Source organism: Enterobacter hormaechei ATCC 49162 (assembly GCF_001875655.1).
Lineage (GTDB): Bacteria > Pseudomonadota > Gammaproteobacteria > Enterobacterales > Enterobacteriaceae > Enterobacter > Enterobacter hormaechei.
Genome location: NZ_MKEQ01000001.1, coordinates 454,095 through 477,273, shown reverse-complemented (window position 1 = coordinate 477,273; position 23,179 = coordinate 454,095). Strand labels below are relative to the sequence as shown.

The 23,179-nt window shown below is 56.6% G+C and carries 21 protein-coding genes; 9 read left to right on the top strand and 12 right to left on the bottom strand.

What is annotated here, in order from left to right; all coding sequences use genetic code 11:
* The first annotated feature begins 99 nt into the window (after positions 1-99).
* The 3 genes from BH712_RS02395 to BH712_RS02385 all read left to right on the top strand — a co-directional run bounded on the left by BH712_RS02395 (position 100) and on the right by BH712_RS02385 (position 2,708).
* The gene (locus tag BH712_RS02395) at positions 100-627 is read left to right on the top strand and encodes a GNAT family N-acetyltransferase (protein ID WP_000548096.1); all 528 of its coding nucleotides are present in this window, start codon (positions 100-102) and stop codon (positions 625-627) included.
* 111 nt (positions 628-738) lie between these two features.
* The gene (locus BH712_RS02390) at positions 739-1,623 is read left to right on the top strand and encodes an SDR family oxidoreductase (RefSeq protein ID WP_000103461.1); all 885 of its coding nucleotides are present in this window, start codon (positions 739-741) and stop codon (positions 1,621-1,623) included.
* A 107-nt stretch (positions 1,624-1,730) separates the two neighbouring features.
* Positions 1,731-2,708, top strand: coding sequence for an MBL fold metallo-hydrolase (locus BH712_RS02385; RefSeq protein WP_032673840.1), 978 nt, complete (start codon positions 1,731-1,733; stop codon positions 2,706-2,708).
* Between the two features lie 18 nt (positions 2,709-2,726).
* Here the strand turns inward: BH712_RS02385 and BH712_RS02380 are convergent, their stop codons facing one another.
* Positions 2,727-3,611, bottom strand: a complete 885-nt coding sequence (locus BH712_RS02380) for a LysR substrate-binding domain-containing protein (RefSeq protein ID WP_006810676.1) — start codon at positions 3,609-3,611, stop codon at positions 2,727-2,729.
* 111 nt (positions 3,612-3,722) lie between these two features.
* On the opposite strand from BH712_RS02380, the gene BH712_RS02375 reads away from it, so the two are divergent.
* The 3 genes from BH712_RS02375 to BH712_RS02365 all read left to right on the top strand — a co-directional run bounded on the left by BH712_RS02375 (position 3,723) and on the right by BH712_RS02365 (position 6,919).
* Positions 3,723-5,204, top strand: coding sequence for a UbiD family decarboxylase (locus BH712_RS02375; RefSeq protein WP_006810677.1), 1,482 nt, complete (start codon positions 3,723-3,725; stop codon positions 5,202-5,204).
* Positions 5,205-5,334: 130 nt separating this feature from the next.
* A complete protein-coding gene (locus BH712_RS02370) occupies positions 5,335-5,622 on the top strand; it encodes a VF530 family protein (protein WP_000123965.1) in 288 nt (95 codons plus the stop codon).
* Positions 5,623-5,629: 7 nt separating this feature from the next.
* Positions 5,630-6,919, top strand: a complete 1,290-nt coding sequence (locus BH712_RS02365) for a glycoside hydrolase family 10-like protein (protein ID WP_006810678.1) — start codon at positions 5,630-5,632, stop codon at positions 6,917-6,919.
* Between the two features lie 38 nt (positions 6,920-6,957).
* On the opposite strand, the gene dsbG is transcribed toward BH712_RS02365, so the two are convergent.
* The 11 genes from dsbG to BH712_RS02310 all read right to left on the bottom strand — a co-directional run bounded on the left by dsbG (position 6,958) and on the right by BH712_RS02310 (position 19,921).
* Positions 6,958-7,734, bottom strand: coding sequence for a thiol:disulfide interchange protein DsbG (gene dsbG / locus BH712_RS02360; RefSeq protein WP_006810679.1), 777 nt, complete (start codon positions 7,732-7,734; stop codon positions 6,958-6,960).
* A gap of 41 nt (positions 7,735-7,775) precedes the next feature.
* Positions 7,776-8,333, bottom strand: coding sequence for an RNA polymerase sigma factor (locus tag BH712_RS02355; RefSeq protein ID WP_006810680.1), 558 nt, complete (start codon positions 8,331-8,333; stop codon positions 7,776-7,778).
* Between the two features lie 5 nt (positions 8,334-8,338).
* Positions 8,339-8,752 carry a hypothetical protein gene (locus BH712_RS02350; protein WP_006810681.1) on the bottom strand — a complete coding sequence of 138 codons (414 nt, stop codon included), beginning with the start codon at positions 8,750-8,752 and terminating at the stop codon, positions 8,339-8,341.
* 189 nt (positions 8,753-8,941) lie between these two features.
* Positions 8,942-10,492, bottom strand: coding sequence for a methyl-accepting chemotaxis protein (locus tag BH712_RS02345; protein WP_006810682.1), 1,551 nt, complete (start codon positions 10,490-10,492; stop codon positions 8,942-8,944).
* A 95-nt stretch (positions 10,493-10,587) separates the two neighbouring features.
* Positions 10,588-11,604, bottom strand: coding sequence for a LacI family DNA-binding transcriptional regulator (locus BH712_RS02340; RefSeq protein ID WP_006810683.1), 1,017 nt, complete (start codon positions 11,602-11,604; stop codon positions 10,588-10,590).
* Between the two features lie 28 nt (positions 11,605-11,632).
* A complete protein-coding gene (locus BH712_RS02335) occupies positions 11,633-13,039 on the bottom strand; it encodes a sucrose-6-phosphate hydrolase (RefSeq protein WP_006810684.1) in 1,407 nt (468 codons plus the stop codon).
* On the bottom strand, positions 13,039-14,409 hold the full coding sequence (locus BH712_RS02330) for a sucrose-specific PTS transporter subunit IIBC (protein ID WP_006810685.1): 1,371 nt from the start codon (positions 14,407-14,409) through the stop codon (positions 13,039-13,041). Before BH712_RS02330 ends, BH712_RS02335 begins: the two co-directional genes overlap by 1 nt.
* A 66-nt stretch (positions 14,410-14,475) precedes the next feature.
* Positions 14,476-15,993 (bottom strand): carbohydrate porin, encoded by a 1,518-nt coding sequence (locus BH712_RS02325; RefSeq protein ID WP_006810686.1) that lies wholly within the window; start codon positions 15,991-15,993, stop codon positions 14,476-14,478.
* 169 nt (positions 15,994-16,162) lie between these two features.
* On the bottom strand, positions 16,163-17,059 hold the full coding sequence (locus BH712_RS02320) for an aminoimidazole riboside kinase (protein WP_006810687.1): 897 nt from the start codon (positions 17,057-17,059) through the stop codon (positions 16,163-16,165).
* 88 nt (positions 17,060-17,147) lie between these two features.
* On the bottom strand, positions 17,148-18,359 hold the full coding sequence (locus BH712_RS02315; RefSeq protein ID WP_006810688.1) for a diguanylate phosphodiesterase: 1,212 nt from the start codon (positions 18,357-18,359) through the stop codon (positions 17,148-17,150).
* 86 nt (positions 18,360-18,445) lie between these two features.
* Entirely contained in the window at positions 18,446-19,921 is a 1,476-nt protein-coding gene (locus BH712_RS02310) for an alpha/beta hydrolase (protein WP_006810689.1), read from the bottom strand.
* 267 nt (positions 19,922-20,188) lie between these two features.
* Here BH712_RS02310 and BH712_RS02305 point away from each other — a divergent pair, with 267 nt between their 5' ends.
* Genes BH712_RS02305 through BH712_RS02295 form a run of 3 tightly spaced genes read left to right on the top strand, consistent with a single transcriptional unit; the run spans position 20,189 to position 23,176 of the window.
* On the top strand, positions 20,189-21,043 hold the full coding sequence (locus BH712_RS02305; protein ID WP_006810690.1) for a MurR/RpiR family transcriptional regulator: 855 nt from the start codon (positions 20,189-20,191) through the stop codon (positions 21,041-21,043).
* 12 nt (positions 21,044-21,055) lie between these two features.
* Entirely contained in the window at positions 21,056-21,628 is a 573-nt protein-coding gene (ddpX, locus tag BH712_RS02300; RefSeq protein ID WP_006810691.1) for a D-alanyl-D-alanine dipeptidase, read from the top strand.
* A gap of 15 nt (positions 21,629-21,643) precedes the next feature.
* Entirely contained in the window at positions 21,644-23,176 is a 1,533-nt protein-coding gene (locus BH712_RS02295; RefSeq protein WP_006810692.1) for an ABC transporter substrate-binding protein, read from the top strand.
* Positions 23,177-23,179: the final 3 nt, after the last annotated feature.

Sequence of the window (23,179 nt, the reverse complement as noted above, 5' to 3'; positions counted from 1 at the left end):
AACGAAATACAAGCTTAGACCAGGATCAACAGAGTGTTATGCCAGCAGGGTATACCGCTTCGTCTATCATCTATTTATAACTCCCACTTAAGGAATACTATGCATATTCGAAAAGGATTAAGCACCGACCTCGCCCGTCTTGAATGTTGTGATTTTTCTTTCATGGTTGATGAGATTGCCAGAGAGCCGTTTATTAATGGCGACTTGCATATCGAGGCGCTGACCGAGCCTTATCTTAAAACCTATGAGCTTGATCTCCAGACGCTGGAAAATCATTGTGTTAATCCAAATTCAATATTTCTTATCGCTGAAACGGATGACGGTGAAATCGCCGGTTTTATTACCGCGTCCTGCAACTGGAATAAATTTATCTCGGTGGATTACATTGCGGTGGAGCGGTCAAAACGCCGAACGGGTGCGGCGCACAGGCTGATGTCCGCCACCCACGTCTGGGCACGAAGCCTCAATGCACCCGGGTTGCGGCTGGAGACGCAGAACGTCAATGTTTCAGCCTGTCTGTTCTATCGTCACTATGGGTTTATTCTGGGTGGGTACGATCGCTATCTTTACAACGCCCTGCCGGAAAAAGATGAAGTCGCCCTTTTCTGGTATTACATGCTGGCTTAAGAAATATTTTACCGCCGCGAATGGAATATAGATTTGTCTGAATTTGTCAATTTTGCCCGCTTGCGTTTAATTAACGACTAATCTTGGAATTCACTATATAAGGAGGCCGGTATGTCTACAGGAAATAATCACACGCTGCATTACCCTCGTCCACCGTTTGCTGAACAACCGCAAATGGCCCCCGGGCTGGCATCGGAAATGAAGCCAATACCGGATCATGGTGAAACAAGTTATATCGGGTCGGGAAAGCTGGCAGGAAAAAAAGCGCTGATTACTGGCGGTGATTCCGGTATTGGTCGCGCGGTCGCCATCGCCTATGCCCGTGAAGGTGCAGATGTCGCTATTGGTTATCTGCCGGAAGAAGAGTCCGATGCGGCATCGGTCATTGCGCTGATTCAGGCCGAAGGCCGTAAAGCGGTCGCCATTCCCGGCGACATTCGCGTGGAGTCGTTCTGCGATACGCTGGTGGAAAAAGCCGTCGCCGAACTGGGTGGTCTGGATATCCTTGTGAATAACGCCGGACGCCAGCAGTACTGCGAATCAATCGACGATCTCACCACGGCAGATTTCGACGCGACGTTTAAGACCAACGTCTATGCGCCCTTCTGGATCACGAAAGCCGCGCTGCGCCATTTGCAGGAAGGCGCCGTGATCATCAACACCACGTCCGTGCAGGCGTTTAAACCGAGCGCGATCCTGGTGGACTATGCGCAAACCAAAGCCTGTAATGTGGCCTTCACCAAGTCTCTGGCCCAGCAGTTGGGGCCGCGTGGCATCCGGGTGAATGCCGTCGCGCCGGGTCCGTACTGGACACCGCTTCAGTCCAGCGGCGGTCAGCCTCAGTCCAAAGTTCAGAAGTTCGGGGAAGACACTCCCCTGGGCCGACCGGGCCAGCCGGTTGAAATCGCACCGCTGTATGTGCTGTTTGCCTCCGATGCCTGCTCATACGCCTCCGGGCAAGTGTGGTGCTCTGACGGCGGTACCGGCGTGCTGTAACGCATCCTCTCAGACCTATCCATTTCATGGATAGGTCACATTCACTCCCCGGCTGTTCTCAAAAATCGCAATTGAACTATGATGAACTTACTATTGAGGAGCCCATCATGTTTACTGTGAAAAAACTTGCGATATCAACCCTGTTGACCGGTTCAGTTGTATTCTTTCCAGCGATCCACGCGGTGGCCAGCGTTCCGCAGCATGTGGTGAAACAGCAGGCTGGCGGCTACAACGTTCAGGTTGGCGATACGATTGTCACCGCCTTTACGGACGGCAGCGTGCCGCAGGATCTGCACGCCTTACTGCGCCGGACGACGGCGGAAAATATCGATGCGTTACTGGCTAAAAACTTCCAGGCCAATCCGGTGGAAGCATCGATTAACGCGTTCTATATCGCCATCCCCGGCCACAAAATTCTGGTGGATACCGGTTCCGGTCAGCTCTTCGGCCCCGGCAAAGGCGGGCGGCTGATTGAGAGTCTGGCGACGCAGGGCATCAGGCCGCAGGATATTACCGATATCCTGATCACCCATGCGCACTCCGATCACGCTGGCGGCCTGGTCAAAGACGGTCAGCGCGTGTTTACCCACGCGCAGGTGTATGTCGGCAAACCGGATATCGATTTCTTCTTTAACGACGAGAACCAGAAAAAGTCTGGCTATGATCAGAACTACTTCGACGTTGCGCACAAGACCTTAAAGCCCTATCTGGATGCCGGAAAAGTGAAGACTTTCTCCGGCACGGAACAGCTTCTGCCGGGCATCAGCGGTACGGTTCACCCGGGACACACTCCAGGTTCCGCGTTCTACTCGCTGGAGAGCAAAGGTGAAAAAATGACTTTTGTCGGCGACATAATTCATGTTGCCGCGGTTCAGTTCCCCCAGCCCAACGTGACGATTGCTTACGATGAGGATCAGGACGGCGCCGCCCGGGTACGCAACGCAGCTTTCGCTCAGTTTGTGAAAAACAAAGATCTGATTGCGGCGCCACATCTGCCTTTCCCCGGGATCGGCTATGTGGCGAAAGGTGAGCGGGACGGCTATGCGTGGGTTCCGGTGACCTATACCAACCGTGACGCAAAATAAGATGTCCCCCGCCGGACGTCAGGTATGATCGAGGATGCTCATCAATTTTTTCAGCACCTCAGAGCGAATAATCCGGTGGCAAACCAGCGTCAGCTCGCTCTCCCGGAGTCGGTCAAGAATATCCACATAGACGACGTTTTCTACGCATATCGCCTTCGCTGAGGCCGGTAGCATGGCGATGCCAAACCCTGCCGAGACAAGGCTTATCACCGTGGGGACATCGGTGGCATTTTGCACCACGTCAGGCTGTATGCCCGCGCTGTGGCAGGCATCATAGAAATATTGCTCCAGCCCCATTCCCTCCGGGTCGCGCAGGGCGATCCACTTCTCCTCTTTAACCGACGCAAGCGTCAGCGCGGCGGAGCCAGCCAGACTGTGTTGACGGGGTAAGGCCAGCACCGCTTTTTCCGTTGTGAAAGGACGGCTTTGCAGATCGTCAGGCAGCAGCGGTAACGGGGCACGAATAATGGCCACATCCAGCTGATTGCTTTGCACGGCGCTATAAAGGGTTTGCACGTTCCCCGTCATCATAGACAAGGTGATGGCGGGCCATTTCTCATGCAGAAGCCGCAGCGCGGCGGGCAGCTTACTGTCGAATATCGCACTTGAAACACAGCCGAGATTCAGCACGCCCTGTTCCCCTCTGGCCGTCTGTCTGGCATCCAGAATCGCCTGATCGGTCATAAGAATCGCAACTCTGGCTTTACTGAGAAACGCTTCACCGGCTGGCGTCAGCGTCAGGCGACGATTCGCCCGGCTAAAGAGCATCACTCCCAGACGATCTTCAAGCGTTTTTATCTGCTGGCTTAGCGCCGGTTGCGCCATGTTGAGACGCTCCGCCGCCCGGTGCATGTGAAGCTCTTCAGCCACCACAATAAAATTGCGCATCAGTCGAAACTGCATACCCTGCCTTCATTATTGATAATAAAATTCTTATTAAAATAGCATAAATGATGCAATTGATAGCCCTCTTCGTCCGGTTAAGAATGGAAGCATTCATCCGAGGGGGAAAATATGGAAAACCACATCAACGATCTCAGAAGTGCTATCGAACTGCTCAAACGCCATGAAGGTCAATACCTTGAGACCAGCCATCCGGTCGATCCTGACGCGGAACTGGCGGGTGTGTACCGGCACATTGGTGCTGGCGGAACGGTAAAACGTCCAACGCGCATCGGCCCGGCGATGATGTTCAACGCGATTAAGGGGTATCCCGACTCCCGTATTCTGGTCGGAATGCACGCCAGCCGCGAGCGGGCGGCGCTCCTGCTGGGCTGCGAACCCTCTGAACTGGCAAAACATGTCGGCCAGGCCGTGAAAAACCCGATTGCTCCCGTTGTCGTCCCGGCGACCCAGGCGCCGTGTCAGGAACAGGTGTTTTATGCCGAAGATCCGGACTTTGATCTGCGTAAATTGCTTCCGGCACCGACCAACACGCCGATAGATGCCGGTCCGTTCTTCTGTCTGGGGCTGGTGCTGGCAAGCGATCCGGAAGACGCGTCACTGACCGATGTCACTATTCACCGCCTCTGCGTTCAGGAACGCGATGAGCTTTCCATGTTCCTTGCCGCGGGCCGCCATATTGAAGTGTTCCGTAAGAAAGCCGAGGAGGCGGGAAAACCGTTGCCGGTCACGATCAATATGGGACTCGATCCCGCTATCTACATTGGCGCCTGTTTCGAAGCCCCGACCACGCCCTTCGGCTATAACGAGCTGGGTGTCGCCGGTGCGTTACGTCAGGCCCCCGTCGAGCTGGTGCAGGGCGTAGCCGTAAATGAAAAAGCGATAGCGCGTGCGGAAATTATCATCGAAGGCGAACTGCTGCCGGGCGTGCGCGTTGAAGAAGATCAGCATACCCACACCGGGCACGCCATGCCGGAATTTCCCGGCTACTGCGGGGAGGCTAACCCCTCGCTGCCGGTGATCAAGGTGAAGGCCGTGACGATGCGCCATCAGGCGATCCTGCAAACCCTGGTGGGTCCGGGCGAAGAGCACACCACGCTGGCCGGTTTGCCAACGGAGGCGAGCATCCGCAATGCGGTGGAAGAAGCCATCCCCGGTTTTCTGCAAAACGTCTATGCGCACACCGCTGGCGGCGGCAAATTCCTTGGCGTATTGCAGGTGAAAAAACGTCAGCCTTCTGACGAAGGGCGTCAGGGTCAGGCGGCACTCATCGCGTTAGCCACCTATTCCGAGCTTAAAAACATTATTCTCGTCGACGAAGACGTGGATATTTTCGACAGCGACGACATCTTGTGGGCCATGACCACCCGTATGCAGGGCGATGTCAGCATCACCCATCTGCCGGGGATCCGCGGTCACCAGCTCGATCCGTCTCAGGCGCCGGACTACAGCCCCTCCATTCGTGGAAACGGCATCACCTGCAAAACGATTTTCGACTGTACGGTGCCCTGGGCACTGAAGTCCCGCTTTGAGCGTGCGCCATTTATGGAGGTAGACCCGACGCCGTGGGCGCCTGAACTGTTTAAAAAATAGCGTTAACCGGAAAATCCTCTTCACCCTTCACGGGTGAAGAACCTCACGCTGAAATTGCCGCGTCCCCTGCTTTCTTGTAACCTTTGAGCGTTTATCACATCCCCATAAAAAATGAGACTACCGGACGCCTATGACAGCACATATTTCCAACGATCCTTTGCATGGCGTAACGCTCGAAATGCAGGTTAACGCGCTGGTTGCGCGATATGGCTGGAATGAACTGGGCAACCGAATCAAAATCAACTGTTTTCGCAAGGACCCGAGCGTTAAATCGAGTCTGAAGTTCCTGCGCCGTACCCCATGGGCGCGGGCGGAAGTTGAAGCCCTCTACCTCGACTCCCTTCACGATGACGGTAACGGGGAACAGGACGAACCGGCCTTTAATCCCTGGACGGATAGCCGGACACCCAGGAGCTAACACGCAAATGATGCGACATGTAAAACGGACTGGCGCGCTGCTTGGCTGCGCGCTTTTACTGGTAAGTTGCACCTCCAGACCACCTAAATCACTCGTTACCCCGCTGCCGCAGGCGAAACCTGTACAGCAGACAAACGAACCCATGCGCGGGATCTGGCTGGCGACCGTCTCGCGTCTCGACTGGCCTCCCGTGTCATCGGTGAATGGCCGCAGCGCGGAGCAGCGTATCGCCCAGCAGCAGAAGGCGCTGACTGACAAACTCGATAAGCTGAAAAACCTTGGGATCAACACCGTCTTTTTCCAGGTCAAACCGGACAGTACGGCGCTGTGGGCCTCTAAAATACTGCCGTGGTCAGATACCCTGACGGGGACTATCGGGGAAGATCCCGGTTACGATCCGCTCCAGTTTATGCTGGATGAAGCGCATAAGCGAGGGATGAAGGTGCATGCCTGGTTTAACCCGTACCGCGTTTCCACCAACACAAAGCCGTCGACCATCGCCGCGCTTAACCGCACCTCGTCGCTTCATCCTTCCAGCGTATACGTCCAGCATCCGGAATGGATCCGCACCTCGGGGGATCGTTTTGTTCTCGACCCGGGCATTCCCGAGGTGCGGGACTGGATAACCCAGGTGGTGATGGAAGTGGTGGATCGCTACCCTGTCGACGGCGTTCAGTTCGACGACTATTTTTACACCGAAACGCCGGGGTCCCCCCTGAATGATGCCTGGACCTTCAGGCGCTATGGCGAGGGATTTGCGTCAAAAGCGGACTGGCGTCGACACAATACGCAGCAGTTGATTGTGCAGGTCTCCAGGGCGATCAAGCAGGCAAAGCCTGAGGTTGAATTTGGCGTCAGCCCGGCGGGGGTCTGGCGCAACCGATCCTTCGATCCGGCAGGCTCGGACACGCGCGGTGCCGCAGCCTACGATGAGTCCTACGCTGATACGCGTAAGTGGGTACAGCAGGGTTTACTGGATTATATTGCGCCGCAGATCTACTGGCCCTTCGCCCGCGACGCAGCGCGCTACGATGTGCTGACAAAATGGTGGGCTGACGTGGTGAAACCGACCCATACCCGCCTGTATATCGGGATCGCGCTCTACAAAGTGGGCGCGCCTTCCAGAAATGAGCCGGACTGGACGGTAAACGGCGGCGTACCGGAGCTGAAAAAACAGCTCGATCTCAACGACTCACTGCCAGACGTAAAAGGCACCATCCTGTTCCGCGAAGATTATCTTAATCAGCCCCAGACGCAGGAGGCCGTAAATTATCTGCGTGGACGCTGGGGGAGCTGATGAAGAAAAGGCAGAAACACGCTGTTTCTGCCTTTCTCTTATGGCTTCGGCCCGAACATCGCCTCAAGCTGTTTTGCGTCTGGCATACCCACGACCTGTTGCAGTTCGTTTTGCTCATTCAGGTAATAAATAGCCGGTGTGGCATTCGCGCCAAGACTGTCCATAAGCGTCTGGTGATTTTGCAGGATCGCAACGGTTTCCCGGGATGCCGCGCCTTCAGGCTTAGGCAGCTTTTTGCCGCCGGACAGCTCATACGCTTTCCAGGCCGACACCGGATCTTTCGCATTCAGGATCGCGGAGGCGTTACGCCCGCTGTTCGGGTTGAGAAACGCGACCAGCAGCGTATTAAGCTGGACCTTCCCGGCCGTCACCCACGGCTGCGCTTCAGCCCAGAACTGCTTGCAGTACGGGCAGAACGGGTCGGCAAAGACAAAGACTTTGCGCGGGGCAGTCTCCGCACCCTCTTTCAGCGGATGCGCCGCATTCAGCTTTTTCCACATCTCGCGGCCCATCGGGGCGTAGATCTCTTTCTGGAAAAAGGCCTCACTGAGGTTGGTTCCCTTCTCATCATAAAGATAACCAGACACCACATGCTTTCCGTCAGGCGTCAGAAAGAGCGTCACGCCCATGTCCTGATATTTCCCCAGCCACGCTGGCGCGCCGCCGGGGGCGTCAATTTTCTTGATGATTTTGATGTCCTGCTGTTCACTGAAGTGCTTCACCACATCCGGAAGCGACTCCTCTGCCCTGACCAGCCCTGTAACCATCAGAGCAGAGAGTAACAGCACCTTTTTCTTTGCTAACCGTTGAAGCATAACGACCCCTTTAAAATATTGTTTTTCAGAGTGGTCGAAGTTTATTGCCCTGTCAACGCTTCATAAATATCCTTGAGGCGACTACGCAAAAATCGCACGGCTTTGTGTTTGCGGGATAATAACGCCTGCACACTGTCGCCTGTTTCCTCTGCCAGCACCTTCATGCTGTAGCCCTCAAATTCCGTTTTTTCAAACACCTCGCGCTGAGGTGGCGGCAGTTCCGACAGGGCTTGCCCCAACTCTTCCCATAGCAGCATGTTGAGATACTCCTCCTCCGGCGTTTGCGGTACGCCGAATAACGTCTCTGCAATCTCCTGTTCCGGAAAGTCCTCCTCATCTGCTGTCAGGTACCCCGGCAGTGAAACCTCGTGCTTTTTTCGCGCCCGGTCGATCATCTCATTTCGTGCAGCGCGAAACAGCCAGGCGGCGACGTTCTCGACCGGCTGTTCCACTTTCATCAACTGCCAGGTCACTTCCTGAAGAATATCATCGACATCATCACGAACCGCAGTCCGTCCGCGAATGAAGGCTTTTAGCCGCGCGCGGCAGGCATTGAGTGCCGAGATCAGTAATGATTCCCCCGCCTCACCGGCTTTCATATTGCTCACTCGGCTTCCGGCGCTTTCGCAGCGTTATCATCTCGCTTCTCATCCCGGCCGTCGTGCCACCGGCAATGGCCGTGGCGCCCAAATCCTGCCCGACGCTGCTGAATGAAGGCCTCACGTTGTTCGGGGCTCATATTCATCCATTGTTCGTGCATACGGCGGTGTGCACCGAACATGCCCGGACGAAAACCCAGCCCACCGAAAAGAATGCGGCTCAGCAGCAGGATCCCCAGAGCCTGCCAGAAGCCAATGGCTTTAACCCCCAGGATGGCCGGGAGTAACGCGTTCCACAGGGACATGACCAGCAGGCCAAGCACCACAAACAGGACTGCGCCAATCACGATGCCCTTGCCCGTACGATGGCGGCCCAAACCACGCCCGTGACCTTTTCCATGCATATCAAAATTTCTCATGTGTACCTCGTTTACGTTGAATGAGTATGATCTCTGATGAGGTAGACGAATGAGGAATAGAAATATTGCCGGGGAAAGATAAAATTTATGTAATGACGGGTTTGTATGGTTAACCGTATTGGCTGAAGGAGATTGTGCAGCGGCTACATGCAGATATTAAAAAGGCTCCATCAGGAGCCTCTCTGAACATCACGCCGTCGCAGGCAAACTGAAACTCGAAATACTCTGCGACAGCTGCTGCGCCTGTTCCTCCAGCGAGGCGGCCGCAGCGGCGGACTGCTGCACCAGCGCCGCGTTCTGCTGGGTTACGCCGTCCATCTCCGTTACGGCCTGCCCAACCTGACCAATCCCGCGGCTCTGCTCTTCAGAGGCAACGGAAATCTGTTCCATCAGCGTGTTCACTTTATTCACAGAGCTGATAATAGAATCAATCACCTCTCCCGAACGATTCACCAGTTCCGCACCCTTTTTCACGCTGGAAACAGACTGGGCAATAAGGCTTTCAATATCCTTCGCCGCCACTGCGCTTTTCTGTGCCAGAGTGCGAACTTCACTCGCCACCACGGCAAATCCTCGCCCCTGGGTACCGGCACGCGCCGCTTCAACGGCCGCGTTCAGTGCCAGAATGTTGGTCTGGAAAGCAATGCTGTTGATAACGCTGGTGATGTCCTCAATGCGCTTCGAATTGGACGCGATAGTATTCATCGTTTCGATAACTTCGCGGGTTACCGCTTCGCCGGTATGGGCATTTTTTACAGCATCCTGCACCAGCTTACCGGCCTGGAAAACGTTGTCGGTGTTATTCGCCACCGTCGCGCTCAGCTCTTCCATGCTGGCGGCCGTCTGGGTCAGGGCCGAAGCCTGTTGCTCGGTACGGGAAGCCAGGTCGATATTGCCGGAGGCAATTTCCTGCGCCGCATGCGTCACGGTGTGGCTGGCATCGCGCACCTGAGAAATGGTGGAGAGCAGCGCCTGGCGCATCTGCTCCATCGAGGACATCAGGTGATCGATTTCATTCCCGGAATCACGCTTGACCGGTACCGGTACGTCCAGCTTCCCGTCCGCAATCTGGCGACAGTGCTCGCGCGCCAGGTTCACCGGCGCAAACACCACGCGTTTCATCAGCAGGCTGACGGCAAAGATCACCACCACAAACAGCACCGCAATGCAGGCGATGATGACCAGACCCGAAACGAAATTCCGACTCGCATCCTCGTTCAGCGTTTTGGCATATTTCTGGTGAACGGAGAGAACCTGGTCGAGCACAATTTCATATTGGCGATCGAGTTGAGACACCACGGGAATAAGGGCGTTGAAACGCGACACATCATGGGCGGCGGCAGCGGCAATCAGGGGCGCGAGTCCCTGATTACGGTAGTTTTGCCACGCCTCCTGGTAGGCAGCGACCAGCGGGGCTTCATCCGGCAAACGCGGCGAGGCCATAAACGCCGAAAATGCACTATCGGCTTTGGTCAGCGCCTCTTTAACCGAAGCCAGTTTTGCAGACGAGTCGGTGGCGTCCCCCGCTTCCACCATCTTCACATACTCCATGACCCTGACGCGCAGGGTACGGCTGTGGTTAATGGGGTCAATAATGGACAGAACTACCTGAATTTCTTTGTTCACATTATCCAGCGAATTATTACTTTTAATGATGAGCCCAACGCTGGTAAGGATGCTGGCCACAAAGAAGAAAAGCAGGGAAAACAGGATAATCAGGGATGATTTTTTCAACGACATAACACACCTCAGGGATATAATTTCCCTTTGGTTATCGGCTGAATCAGATCTTTAATTAATTAAAGTTATTGATGTATCCAGGAAACGTTACACTGTCACTTGGCAGCCTTATATCGCCGTTGCAGAGTGGCATCCAGCTTACGCTGGATCGGCTCCGGCGTTTCCCCTTCAATCAGTTTGCCAATCAGATCAAAGCAGTGCCAGGCGAGCTGTCGGTTATCCTGACGAACGGTATCGACAGGAATGGTCAGAGAATCATAGAGATAGTGATCGTCGAAGCTGGCCAGACGTATATCGCTTTGCAACAGGTTATGTTGCCCCATATAGCGCAACACCCCTTCCAGCAGACCGCAGGCGGCGGTAAAGAGAGCTTTTGGCGGACGGCCCAGACGCGCGCAAAGCTCGGCAAACATTTCATAGCCGGAGCTGGGATGGTAATTACCATGAATGATCCACTCCGGACGTAACTCGACGTTGGCATCGCGCAGCCCCTGCTTAAACCCTTCCAGACGGTCACGCGTCGGGGAAAGCCGCGGCTGCCCGCCGAGGAAGTAGAACTCATCCGGATGCTGGCGGGCGATGTCGGCCACCAGAGTGGCGGTTGGGGTAATCGAATCGGTGAGGACCAGCGGCAGAGAGCTGTCGTTCATATGACGGTCAAAGAGCACCACGGGCAACTGTTCGCTCAGCTTTTGATAGTCCGCGTCGTTGAGCATGCTGGAGGCGACAATCAGCCCGTCCACCTGACGGGCCACCATGTTATTGACCACCACCGTCTCCTGGCCCGGATTTTCATCGCTACAGGAGATCAGCAGCTGAACACCCGCCTCGCGGCAGAGAGTCTCCAGCTCATGGGAAAAAACGGCAAACCCGTAGTTGGTGATTTCCGGCACCACCAGACCAATGGTGTGGCTGCGGTTATCCCGCAGCGAACGGGCGTGAATACTGGGCTGATAATGATGTTCTTTGGCAATCGCCAGCACGCGCTCGCGCGTCTCCTCCGCCACCCGAAGCTCTTTGCTGCGGCCGTTCAGAACCAGACTGGCGGTGGCTTTTGATACCCCCGCCAGCGCCGCGATATCTTTAATGGTGACGCGTTTTGTTTTTCTCACAACGACTTAGTTCCGGCTGCCAAAACCACTATTCTATCATGCAGCTGCGCAGCGACCAGTAGCGTAATGTGATGTCGGACGCACCTTCGAAGCGCACCTGAGCCGGATGGTCAGGAAAATAGCGGCTGCTCATGACGCCTTCACCGTGATTGATGAAAATTTCGACGCTGGAACGGTCACACAAGACGCGTAAATGATGAACATGGCCCCGCCAGTAGCGGGTCAACGTCTCTCCGGTTTTCAGGCTGGCGCGTTCCAGACGTAGCCCCTCGTCATCCACAACCAGACGCAACGCACCGGCAAAATCCACATTCACGCGTGAAGTGCTCAGTTCAAACTCAAGGCGTGCCCCATCCAGTTCCGGCGCAGCGTCGGCGCGGCCCTGCCAGTGATGTTCACTCTCGCGCAGCGTTTCCAGCTCACGTACCGGCGTTTGCCAGAGCTTACCGTCGCGGTAGCGCAGCTCCCGTGGACAGGTCATCTGGTGGATCCAGCCGTGCGCCCGCGTAGGCTGGAGCATCTCCTCGCCGTCCGGCACGCCCATCCAGCCAATGAGGATGCGGCGGCCATCTTCTGCCACCGTGGTTTGCGGCGCGTAAAATTCGAAACCGGCGTCAAGCTCATGCAGTTCGCCGTGCGCAAATGCAGACGTTTGATAATCAAATGCCCCACTCATCCAGACTGCCGGAAAGGTATTGAGATAGCGATGCGGTTCGCGCGCCAGCCCTTGTGGGCAGCAGATCAAGACGTGTGTGCCATCCAGCGCAAACAGATCCGGGCACTCCCACATATAGCCCGCGTCCGTGAGTCCGTTGACGCCGTGACCGGCGATTTCGCCGCAGGACGCCCAGGTGTGCAAATCGGCTGACGTAAACAGCAGCACTTTGCCGCGCTTTTGCCGGTCCTGCGCGCCAAGCACCATGTGCCACCGCCCGTCATGGCGCCACACTTTCGGATCCCGAACGTGCCCGGTGTACCCGTCCGGCAGGGGCAATACCGGCCCCAGTTTGGCAAACGTGCCATCGTCATTTTGCACCGCCAGACACTGCCAGGCGGTGCGGCCACCATCGTCAAACTTAACGTTACCGGTGTAGCACAGGGTCAGCACGCCGTTGTTATCCACGGCGCTGCCGGAGTAACAGCCGTTGCGGTCGTACTCTTCGTCGGGCATCAGCGCCATTGGTTCGTGCTGCCAGTGCACCAGATCTGCTGAGCTCCAGTGTCCCCAGCACTTATAGCGATGGTCGCAGCCCAGCGGGTTCCACTGATAAAACAGATGGTAGCGTCCGGCGAACCAGATAAATCCGTTCGGATCGTTCATCAACCCCGTCACCGGCGCGGGATGCCACTGCGGATAATGGCTGTCCGCCAGCGCACGGGGCTGGCCTTGCATAACGGCCTGCAACACGGCAGGCCAGCGGGAAGTTAACGTCATTATTCAGAGTCCGTCTTATATTTCAGCAGCAGAGAGACGGTGAACGCCACGCCAAAGGCAATCACCATGCCGATAATATAGTTGAGCAGCGAGCTGGCCTGGACGATCGCCATGCCGGGAAGCGCCGTCAGCCCAACGGCGGTCATGTAGACATGCACCGACACCACCCAGGCACCGCCCGCGGCACCACCAATCAGCGCCGCGATAAACGGCTTCACGAAACGCAGGTTGATACCAAAAATCGCCGCTTCGGTGATGCCCAGCATCGCGGAAAACGCCGACGGTAAGGTAATGGCTTTGATTTTCGCATCACGGGTTTTGAACCACACCGCCAGACACGCCCCGCCCTGCGCTACGTTCGCCATCGCCCAGATCGGCAGCAGGAAGTTAACGCCAATCGACGGGTTACCCAGCAGCCCGGCTTCGATGGCGTGAAAGCTATGGTGAATACCGGTAATGACAATCACCGAGTACAGCCCGCCAAACAACAGCCCGGCCAGCCAGCCTGCGTGGGCAATCAGGGTACTGAGAATGAAGGAGATCCCGTCGCCCAGCGCGCGCCCCGCGGGGCCAATAATCAACAACGCGATGAAGCCGGAGATAACGACGGTCAGGAACGGCGTCAGGATAAGATCTAACGCATCCGGTATCGCCCGGCGCAGCTGTTTTTCCACAATGCTCATAAACCACACCGCCAGCAGCACCGGGAAGACGGTTCCCTGATAGCCAATCATGGCGATTTCAAGACCGAAGAAGTTCATGGTGTGGAAGCCGGACGCCACGCCCCAGGCGTTGGTCAGCGCCGGGTGCGTCAGAATGCCGCCGAGCGTTGCCCCCAGATAGGGGTTGCCGCCAAACTCCCGCGCGGCGGTGAAGCCAATCAGGATCGGCAGAATGATAAACGCCGCCGAGCTGCACATATCCAGCATGATATAGAGTGCGTTATCCGGATTAACCCAGCCGTAGGTTTTTACCATCCCGAGCAGCCCCATCAGCAGACCCGAGGCCACGATCGCCGGGATAATCGGCACGAAGATGTTGGAGAGCAAACGCGCGATACGCTGGAACGGGTTCAGCTTGCGGGCTGCAATATCCGCCGCTTCCGATTTACTGGACTCGCTAATCCCTGCCGCCTGAATAAACGCCGCGTAAACCTTATTCACCACCCCGGTGCCGAAGATCACCTGCATCTGCCCGGCGTTTCGGAAACAGCCTTTCACGCCTTCAACCTGACCGATGGCCTGCTGGTCGGCAAGCGCATCGTCGACCAGCACCAGACGAAGGCGCGTGGCGCAGTGTGCTGCGCTGGCAATGTTCTCTTTGCCACCGAGCAGCGGAATAAGCTCGCGCGCAATATGATTAAAATCCATAGATACCTCTTCCTGACCTCTTTTTATGATGTTCGAAACGCCCCCGCGGTGCGGGAGCGTGAAGGGTTAAAACCAGGTTTCCATCTGCACCCCAAAGTTCCATTCCCCGCCCGCGTTGAAGCCACTGCTGCCAAAGGCGTCATCGCTGGCGTAGTTATCCAGCTTGCTGCTCCAGTCCATCCAGGTGGCGAACAGACGCAGCTCCGGACGGCTGAAGAAATCGCCAATCTTGCCCGCCTTTAACGTCGGGGCGAAGGTCAGCTTGTAGAGGCTGCCGTTAACCGCATTGCGATCCTTGTAGCCTTCCGGGTGTAAATCCATGTACTGATAGCTGCCCTCGAACGCCAGCGCGAAATTCTGGGTCACCTCTTTGATGAGACGCGTATTGAGCGTGACCCACTCATAGCTGTCGCCCTTCACGTAGCGATCCTTACTGCTTTGCGCCAGTACGGCGGGCGCAATGTGCCAGCCACCGCCCAGCGGCGTGACACCGTAACTTGCAAAGCGCCAGGTATCGGCTTCTGAAAGCAGCGCGCCGTCTGAACCGATGCTTTTCACCTCGGCACCCAGACCGTGGCCGTAAAGCAGCGCCGTTTTGGCGGAACCTTCCCGCAGGCCGTAGAAGCTCTCGTTATGCAGACCCACCAGGGCATGTACCCCGTTGTTCGCCGCGTCGGTTTTAATCGGATCGCCATTGCTGTCCTTACGATCGTCATTATCTTTTGCCCGCAAGCCGCTGACCATCATCTGCACCGGCCCGGCAAAGTGGTTCATGCTGAGGATGTAGTTCTGAACGTTGTTGTCGATCTCCTCTTCGCTGCCGAAGTTACGGCCATAAAGGGAGAAATTACTGTGCAGCGTATCGTTCCACTTCACGTCGTAGACGCCACCGCCGGTCCCGGCGAGAAATACCACGTCGGAATCCAGCCAGTGGATGTCGAAGTTGTCGCGGTCAAAACGCTTACCTGCCCAGAAGGTGCTGCCCTTCAGCGCACCGGTAAAGTCCGGCAGATTACCCAGTTCGGCAAAGGCCTGACGAATGTTCAGGTCACTGCTGTCTGCCGACCAGTCGTTATAGGTTTTCTGGCCATCGGCAAGCATCGCCTTAAAGCGCGTCGTCGCACCGCTCTCCAGCGTCTGTTTATGCTCAACATTCAGCTCAACGTAGGTATCCGCTTCGTTCCCCAGACGCCCGATGGCCCCGCCCGTTTCCCCGGCGGGCGTCAGATAAGGGCCGCTTTTGCTGCTGGAGGCCGCGTCATTCATCAACAGGCCGGAACGGGCGTAACCGTGAAACTCAAAGCCGCCTGTCCGATCGGCTTTCTCCTCCAGCGCCGTGGTACGCTGCGCCACCGCCTGCGTGGTGGTTTGCGCTTTCTGTTGCGCGGCCACCAGCTGCTGCGTTTTCTGTTCCGCTGCCGTGGCGCGCTTTTCAGCCACCTGCGCGCGGGTTTCCGCCTCCTGCAAACGTTGCTCCAGCGCCGCCAGGCGCGCTTCAATACGTGTCATATCCGTCTGGGCAAAAACAGAGGTACTGCCGGCCAGCATGCCTATCATCACGGCAAGTCTGCGTTTTTTATACATTTTGTCGCATCCCTAAAAATTACAGTGAAAGTGCTAAATTGCTAAACCGGTTTAGGTTGTTGATACTAAACCGCCGAATTTTGGATCGGCAACGTTTTTTGCTAAACCGTTTTAGTAAGTGTGATCGAGGCGACAATTCAGGCCGTCGGACGACGGCCTGAAGGATGAATTACAGTTCGTGATGGTAAGGCAGCGCGGTCATTGCCCCTTTTGCGGTTGTGGCCAGCGCCCCGCAGCGCTGCGCCAGCGTGATGACCTCTGAGAGACGGGCTTCGCCATCATGTGCAAGACCGAACAGCAGTCCGGCGACGAAAGCATCCCCCGCGCCGGTGGTATCAACGCATTCCACGGGCGATGCAGGATAGTGCGTCAACGTACCTTCCTGCCAGGCGGTTACGCCCTCTTTTCCCTGCGTCACCAGCACCAGCCTGGCCGGACAGGTGCGCATCAGCGCCGCCAGCCCCTCATGGACCTGCGCATTCCCGGTTAAGAACCCCAGCTCTTCCACCGAGATTTTCACCACGTCGGCACAGGCTAATGCCCGCTCGAGACAGTGGCGCAACTCCACTTCATCGTGCCAGAGATCGGCGCGAATATTCGGGTCAAAGCTGACGAATCCCCCCGCCTGTCTGATCGCGGACATCGCATGAAACGTCGCGGAACGGCTGGGTTCGGCGCTGAGCGCGATAGAGCAGACGTGCAGCCACTCCCCCGCGCGAAATGGCGGGAGGTCGGCAATATCGAGGAACAGATCAGCGCTCGGGCGCACCATAAAAGTAAAGGTCCGTTCGCCGTCATCATCAAGATCCACCACCACCGTAGAGGTGCGATGCTGCGGATCCAGTCGCAACCGTTCTGTATTCACTTTCTCATTCTCAAGCGTTTTTTGCATAAAGCGGCCGAAGGGATCGTCGCCCACCCGACCGATAAATGCACTTTTGCCGCCCAGACGCGCAATCCCCACTGCAACGTTGGCCGGTGCGCCGCCCGGACATCGCAGCAGTTTGCCCTCTCCGTCGGGCAGAAGATCCACCACTGCATCGCCAAGTACCCAGATCGTCTCCATATCACCTTCTTAGCTAAATCGTGTTAAACCGGTTTAGCCATTTAAGCACAGGCATTGTGTCGGGGAAATATGGCGAGGGAAAATTTGCTTAACGCAGCCGATGGGGCCAGTGGATATCACCCACACCGTTGAGCAGCGGGCGGGCGAACAAAAAGCCCTGGAAGCGGCGAATACCGGCGGATTCAAGCCAGCACCACTCTTCTGTCTTCTCTATGCCTTCTGCGACCAGCGTAATTTCCAGATCGGTGCAGCAGCTGATTATCGACTTCACAATCGCCTGCTTCGGTCCGCTCAGGTGGATATCGCTGACGATCTCCCTGTCGATTTTGAGCTTATCCGGCTGGAACCGGGTAAGCAGCGACAGCCCGGCATAGCCGGAACCAAAATCATCTATCGCCAGCCCAACCCCTTCCGCACGCAGCTGTTTAATGGCGCTGTTAAACTGATTGAAACCAGAGATCATCTCGTTCTCAGTGACTTCAATGATCACCTGCTCTGGCTGGAGTCCGTGCTTTTTGATCTGCGTGACCAGGAACTCTACCGCACCCGGCACGTTGACCAGCGACATTGGCAGCAGGTTCACCGCCAGTTTGTGGCTGCCAATGCCCAGCTTTTGTGCCAGCGCAAAGGTCCAGGCTTTGGTTTCCAGGTCGACCTGGTAAATCTGTTCGCGATCGAGACTACGGAAGAAATGCTCCGGGCTGCCGCCGTCGTTTCCGCGTATGAGCGCTTCAAGGGAGCTAATTTTGCCTTCGGACGGCTCGATAATCGGTTGCAGCGCAAACTGACAGGGCTGACCCGCCAGCAGGCCTAACCCTTCGCCAAACGGGGCGCGCTCAGGCGAAAGCGTCCATTTATCAGGCTCATAATCCGATGCGGGTGGAACCGCGGCTTTGCCGGTAATAAAGGTCTGAATGAATTTGAAGACCCGATCCTCAGAAGTCAGATAGCTTTCCAGCTTGCTGTAATGCAGAACCGACGCCAGAACCGCTTTCGGGGTCTCAACGTCCAGGTCAAACAGCAGCATTCCCACGTTATCAAAACGTCTGCGCGGACCGTAATCGCGCATCAGCTCCACCACGCCGGTATGCCGGTCATCCGCACGGATGGTGTTAAAAAGCGCGACCACGCTCTGTTCCGTGCCTTCAAGAATTTGCAGAACGTCATGACCGCGTGAGAGAAGAATGCCGGAAATGCCCTGCTCCGTGTTTCGGATCCTGGCCTGTTCAACCAGCGCGCTTAACGCTGCGGAGGTACAGGTTAAGCTCAACTGGCTTCGATAAATAAGAGTTGTCAGCACAAAAACGGGTCCGATATGGGGTATACGCCTGAACGGTACTGTTTAACACAGTTCCCCGGTGTGACCTAATCTATTCCACGCCGGGCTTAATGCTCCCTGATACGGCTGTCGATCCGCGTCTGCATATAGTCATAGAACGGATTCGACGTCATGCGCATCAGCGCATCTTTGCCGACGCTCAGCACCGATGTTTCTCCCCACAGGGCAATCGTCCCGAGGCTAATTCCATAGCGGTTTTTCACCTCAGGATGGCGGCCGTACAGATCGTCATCAGGCGGGAACGGAATGGCAACATGTGACAGGGAATATACCTCCTGCGGATACGAGACCGACAGCGGCGCCACCGATTCCTGGGTGCTGCCCGCTGGCGTTGTTTTTGCCACCATATTAAACCTGTCGGGGCTGGCATTGGTGACAATCGTGACACTGTAACGTCTTTTTGCCTCGGGCAGCAGGTCAGCCACCGCCGTCCAGGATGCGGACTTAAACAAGGGGCGGAAACTCCCGGCCTGGTTGATATCAAATACCACCAGTTCGCTGCCGTTTGCCGGAAGCTGGTCAAACAGCCCGGTCACCACGGCGCGGGTACTGACCGTTGAATCCATCACCGACTGAAAGGCCAGTACCGGCGGGAGCTGCGTCAGTTTGTGGTCATGAACATCGCGATTTATCTGCTCATGCAGCGCCCGGGTAAGCAGCCACGACTGACGTGCCGCATTCACCGGGAAAGAATTGTATTTATAGGGATTGTATTCCGGGGAAATGTTGAGCCATGCAGCTTTCGCAAACGCCGGTAACAGGGCCGGTAGACCGGCGAAACCGGCAAAGCGCGCAAATGCCGTGACGCCAATCATCGGTGACAGCAAAACAATCTGCTGAGGTTTACGCAGTTCAGGCGCATCAAGGGCATCGAGGGCGTATTTCATCGCCAGCGCCCCGCCGTTGGAGTAGCCCACCAGATGCAGGGGGAGATCGTTCCCCGTCAGGCGCGTCGCTTCACGAACCGCAAGGCGCGTTGCCGCCAGCCACGCCTCCCACTCAACGTTTGTCAGCGCACCCGGTGCCGTGCCGTGTCCGGGTAACCGCGGCACAACGGCCACAAAGCCGTGCTTTTGATAATTCAGGGCCAGATGCCTGACGCTGTAGGGGGAATCCGTCAGACCGTGCAGCAACACAACCGCTCCGCGCGGCTTTCCGGCAGGCATCAGCACAAACGACCGGTTCGCATCCGGGGAAAAGTGTCCTGGCCAGACCAGGCTTTGACGGTAATAGCGGTTCAGCGGCGTACGCTCTGCGGGGGTGACTTTCGCCGTCACCTCCGCGTCAAGAGCGGTGAAGATGGCGTTTTCCCGCGCGACGTAAGCCGCGAAGCTCGCGTTATCTATCTCCTGCACGGACATTTCGTCCGCCCGCCAGGTGTGCCAGTGATGCAGGGCTGGCCCCTGCTGCGAAAGATAAACCCGCACCGCCAGCAGAACGAGCACAATGATCCCGATGACCATCGCTATTTTTTTTGCGAGAGCCATCAGGCGCACGCTGACCCGCCAGGGCAAATTCGCCATGTGAGGCTCCCTCTCTTATTCCCAGAGCATGCATCTTACCAAAAATTGTGAAGAGACTGACGTATTCACCAAATAGATACCCCTCAAGCCGGACACTGCACCAAAAGTGAACTACGCTGCACAAATGTTGAGCATCTGTTAAACAAATATTGCATTAACTTTGCTGCACAGCGCGTTTTCGCCGCAATGTGAACATGGCACGCGTCCTGCATTGTTAATCCGGTAACAGAAACCCGGCCTTTGACAGCCAGTTAACAGCGAGGCGGTATGACGACCAAACCTGAGGTGTTGAGCCGTATCGAAGCAACCTTCAGCCAGCTCACCCCGAGCGAAAAGCGGGTGGCAAGCTGGATGCTGGCGCACGTCGGGCAGATCCCCTTTGAAACGGCAGAGAGCGTGGCGCTGGCCACGTCCACCAGCGGGATCACCGTCGGACGCTTTCTGCGCAAGCTGGGCTATCGCAACCTGGACGATGCCAAAAAAAGCCTGCGCGATCCCCACCAGCCCTGGGGCATTAACGAGCGTCTTGACTCCTGGAAACAGCAACAGCCGCTGTCAGATCGCCTTCAGCACTCCCTGTCGCTGGAGGTGGACGCCATTGCCCATGTATACCAGCTGGCGCAAAGCGAAACCTTCAGGCAGGTGGTCCAGCACCTTACCCATGCCGACGCCGTCTTCGTGCTGGGGATCCAGTCCACGCGCGGGATCGCCAATGCATTCTTCAGCCATCTGGAATATCTGCGCCCGCGGGTGAGTTATTCCGAGGGGCTCTCCGGCAGCTGGGTGGAGTCGCTTAACTCCGGCTTTGCAAACCCGTATATCGTGCTGACGGATACCCGCGCCTACTCCGCCATTGCCCGTCAGTACTGCCGCGTGGCGAGTGAAAAAGGCCTGTCGATGGCGCTGATCACCGATATCTGGTGCCCGTGGGCGCGGGATTACCCGATTGATTTACTCCAGGTGAAGACCGATACCGGCCATTTCTGGGATTCGCTGGCGCCGGTGAGCTGTCTGTTCAACCTGCTGCTGTCGGGCGTTGTGGAGGCGCTGGGGGATGCGCTGCCGGAGCGTCTGGCAATCAACCGACAACTACAACAAGAGTTTGGTCAATTTGAACGCTAAAGGAGCGGAGCTATGCCTGAAGAGAGTCAATTGATTGATGTGGCGAAAACCTTTCCCACGCTGCATATCGATCTGAAATACGCGACCGCCGATAACATTACCGGCCGCCCGATCTACCAGCACGCCGCGTGCCTGCTGCATACGGATGCCGCCACCGCGCTGGCGAAATCGATCAGCATCGCCGCGCTGGCGGGTCTGAAACTGGTGGTTTACGACGCCTACCGCCCCCAGCAGGCGCAGGCGCAACTCTGGGATGCCTGCCCCAATCCGGAATACGTGGTGGATGTCGCCATTGGCTCTAACCACAGCCGGGGCACCGCCATTGACGTCACGCTGATGGATGAACACGACAACGTGCTGGATATGGGCGCCGGGTTTGACGAAATGCACGACCGGTCTCATGCCTGGCACCCTTCCGTTCCGCCTGAGGCGCAGCGTAATCGTCTGCTCCTGAACGCCGTGATGTCCGGCGGCGGTTTTGTGGGCATCAGCAGTGAGTGGTGGCATTTCGAACTGCCGAACGCCGCCAGCTATCCGCTGTTAGATGACCAGTTCGCCTGTTATCCGACCACACACTCACTGTAATTCTGGAGCCCGGCCATGAAAACAACGCTGCTTACTACCCTGATTGCCGCTACGCTCGCCCTGAGCGCCCCACTCGCGCTGGCGGCGGTGCCAAAAGATATGCTGGTGATTGGCAAAGCTGCCGATCCGCAAACGCTGGATCCGGCGGTCACTATTGATAACAACGACTGGACGGTGACCTACCCTTCGTACCAGCGTCTGGTGAAATACAAGCCTGGCACCACGGAGGTGGAAGGCGATTTGTCGACGGGCTGGAAGGCGTCAGACGACCAGAAGGAGTGGATGTTCACCCTCGCGGATAATGCAAAATTTTCCGACGGCACGCCGGTGACCGCCGAAGCGGTCAAGCTGTCGTTTGAACGTCTGCTGAAAATCAACCAGGGGCCGTCTGAAGCGTTTCCGAAAGATTTGAAAGTGGACGCGGTGGATGCGCATACGGTGAAATTCACCCTCAGCCAGCCGTTTGCCCCGTTCCTCTACACGCTGGCCAATGACGGCGCGTCGATCGTCAACCCGGCGGTGCTGAAAGCCAATGCCGCCGACGATGCGCGCGGTTTCCTGGCGCAAAACACCGCGGGTTCCGGCCCGTTTATGCTGAAAAGCTGGCGGAAAGGTCAACAGCTGGTGATGGTGCCCAACCCACACTGGCCGGGCGAAAAACCGCACTTTAAGCGCGTCTCGGTGAAGATTATCGGTGAAAGCGCCTCGCGTCGCCTGCAACTTTCCCGTGGCGATCTGGATATCGCCGACGCCCTGCCGGTGGATCAGCTCGCCGCCCTGAAGCAGGAAGGCAAAGTGGCCGTGGCGGAATACCCGTCCCTGCGGGTGACCTACCTCTATCTGAACAACAGTAAGCCTCCGATGAATCAGGTGGATTTGCGCCGCGCGGTCTCCTGGGCCACCGATTATCAGGGAATGGTGAAAGGCATTCTAAGCGGGAACGGCAAGCAGATGCGCGGCCCGATCCCGGAAGGCATGTGGGGCTTTGATGCGAACGCCATGCAGTACAGCTTTGACGAGGCGAAAGCCAAAGCAGCGCTGGAGAAGGTCAACGATAAACCCGCCAGCCTGACGTTCCTCTACTCCGATAACGACCCGAACTGGGAGCCTATCGCCCTCTCCACGCAGGCGAGTCTGAGCAAGCTCGGAATCAACGTCAAGCTGGAGAAACTGGCGAACGCCACCATGCGCGACCGCGTCGGCAAAGGTGATTATGACATTGCGATTGGTAACTGGAGTCCGGACTTCGCTGACCCGTATATGTTCATGAACTACTGGTTCGAATCGGACAAAAAAGGGCTGCCGGGCAACCGCTCATTCTATGAGAACAAAGAGGTCGATGCCTTGTTGCAGGCGGCACTGAAAACTACCGATCAGGCGGAACGCACCAAAGATTACCAGCAGGCGCAGAAAGTGGTGATTGACGAAGCGGCTTACATTTATCTGTTCCAGAAGAACTACCAGCTGGCGATGAACAAAGAGGTCAAAGGCTTCACCTTTAATCCGATGCTTGAGCAGGTCTTTAACATCGCCACCATGAGTAAGTAACGG

Excerpts from the sequence above, each read along its gene's own strand:
- BH712_RS02395 (WP_000548096.1), top strand. The coding sequence starts at position 100 with ATGCATATTCGAAAAGGATTAAGCACCGACCTCGCCCGTCTTGAATGT.
- BH712_RS02390 (WP_000103461.1), top strand. The coding sequence starts at position 739 with ATGTCTACAGGAAATAATCACACGCTGCATTACCCTCGTCCACCGTTT.
- BH712_RS02385 (WP_032673840.1), top strand. The coding sequence starts at position 1,731 with ATGTTTACTGTGAAAAAACTTGCGATATCAACCCTGTTGACCGGTTCA.
- BH712_RS02380 (WP_006810676.1), bottom strand. The coding sequence starts at position 3,611 with ATGCAGTTTCGACTGATGCGCAATTTTATTGTGGTGGCTGAAGAGCTT.
- BH712_RS02375 (WP_006810677.1), top strand. The coding sequence starts at position 3,723 with ATGGAAAACCACATCAACGATCTCAGAAGTGCTATCGAACTGCTCAAA.
- BH712_RS02370 (WP_000123965.1), top strand. The coding sequence starts at position 5,335 with ATGACAGCACATATTTCCAACGATCCTTTGCATGGCGTAACGCTCGAA.
- BH712_RS02365 (WP_006810678.1), top strand. The coding sequence starts at position 5,630 with ATGATGCGACATGTAAAACGGACTGGCGCGCTGCTTGGCTGCGCGCTT.
- dsbG (WP_006810679.1), bottom strand. The coding sequence starts at position 7,734 with ATGCTTCAACGGTTAGCAAAGAAAAAGGTGCTGTTACTCTCTGCTCTG.
- BH712_RS02355 (WP_006810680.1), bottom strand. The coding sequence starts at position 8,333 with ATGAAAGCCGGTGAGGCGGGGGAATCATTACTGATCTCGGCACTCAAT.
- BH712_RS02350 (WP_006810681.1), bottom strand. The coding sequence starts at position 8,752 with ATGAGAAATTTTGATATGCATGGAAAAGGTCACGGGCGTGGTTTGGGC.
- BH712_RS02345 (WP_006810682.1), bottom strand. The coding sequence starts at position 10,492 with ATGTCGTTGAAAAAATCATCCCTGATTATCCTGTTTTCCCTGCTTTTC.
- BH712_RS02335 (WP_006810684.1), bottom strand. The coding sequence starts at position 13,039 with ATGACGTTAACTTCCCGCTGGCCTGCCGTGTTGCAGGCCGTTATGCAA.
- BH712_RS02330 (WP_006810685.1), bottom strand. The coding sequence starts at position 14,409 with ATGGATTTTAATCATATTGCGCGCGAGCTTATTCCGCTGCTCGGTGGC.
- BH712_RS02325 (WP_006810686.1), bottom strand. The coding sequence starts at position 15,993 with ATGTATAAAAAACGCAGACTTGCCGTGATGATAGGCATGCTGGCCGGC.
- BH712_RS02320 (WP_006810687.1), bottom strand. The coding sequence starts at position 17,059 with ATGGAGACGATCTGGGTACTTGGCGATGCAGTGGTGGATCTTCTGCCC.
- BH712_RS02310 (WP_006810689.1), bottom strand. The coding sequence starts at position 19,921 with ATGGCGAATTTGCCCTGGCGGGTCAGCGTGCGCCTGATGGCTCTCGCA.
- BH712_RS02305 (WP_006810690.1), top strand. The coding sequence starts at position 20,189 with ATGACGACCAAACCTGAGGTGTTGAGCCGTATCGAAGCAACCTTCAGC.
- ddpX (WP_006810691.1), top strand. The coding sequence starts at position 21,056 with ATGCCTGAAGAGAGTCAATTGATTGATGTGGCGAAAACCTTTCCCACG.
- BH712_RS02295 (WP_006810692.1), top strand. The coding sequence starts at position 21,644 with ATGAAAACAACGCTGCTTACTACCCTGATTGCCGCTACGCTCGCCCTG.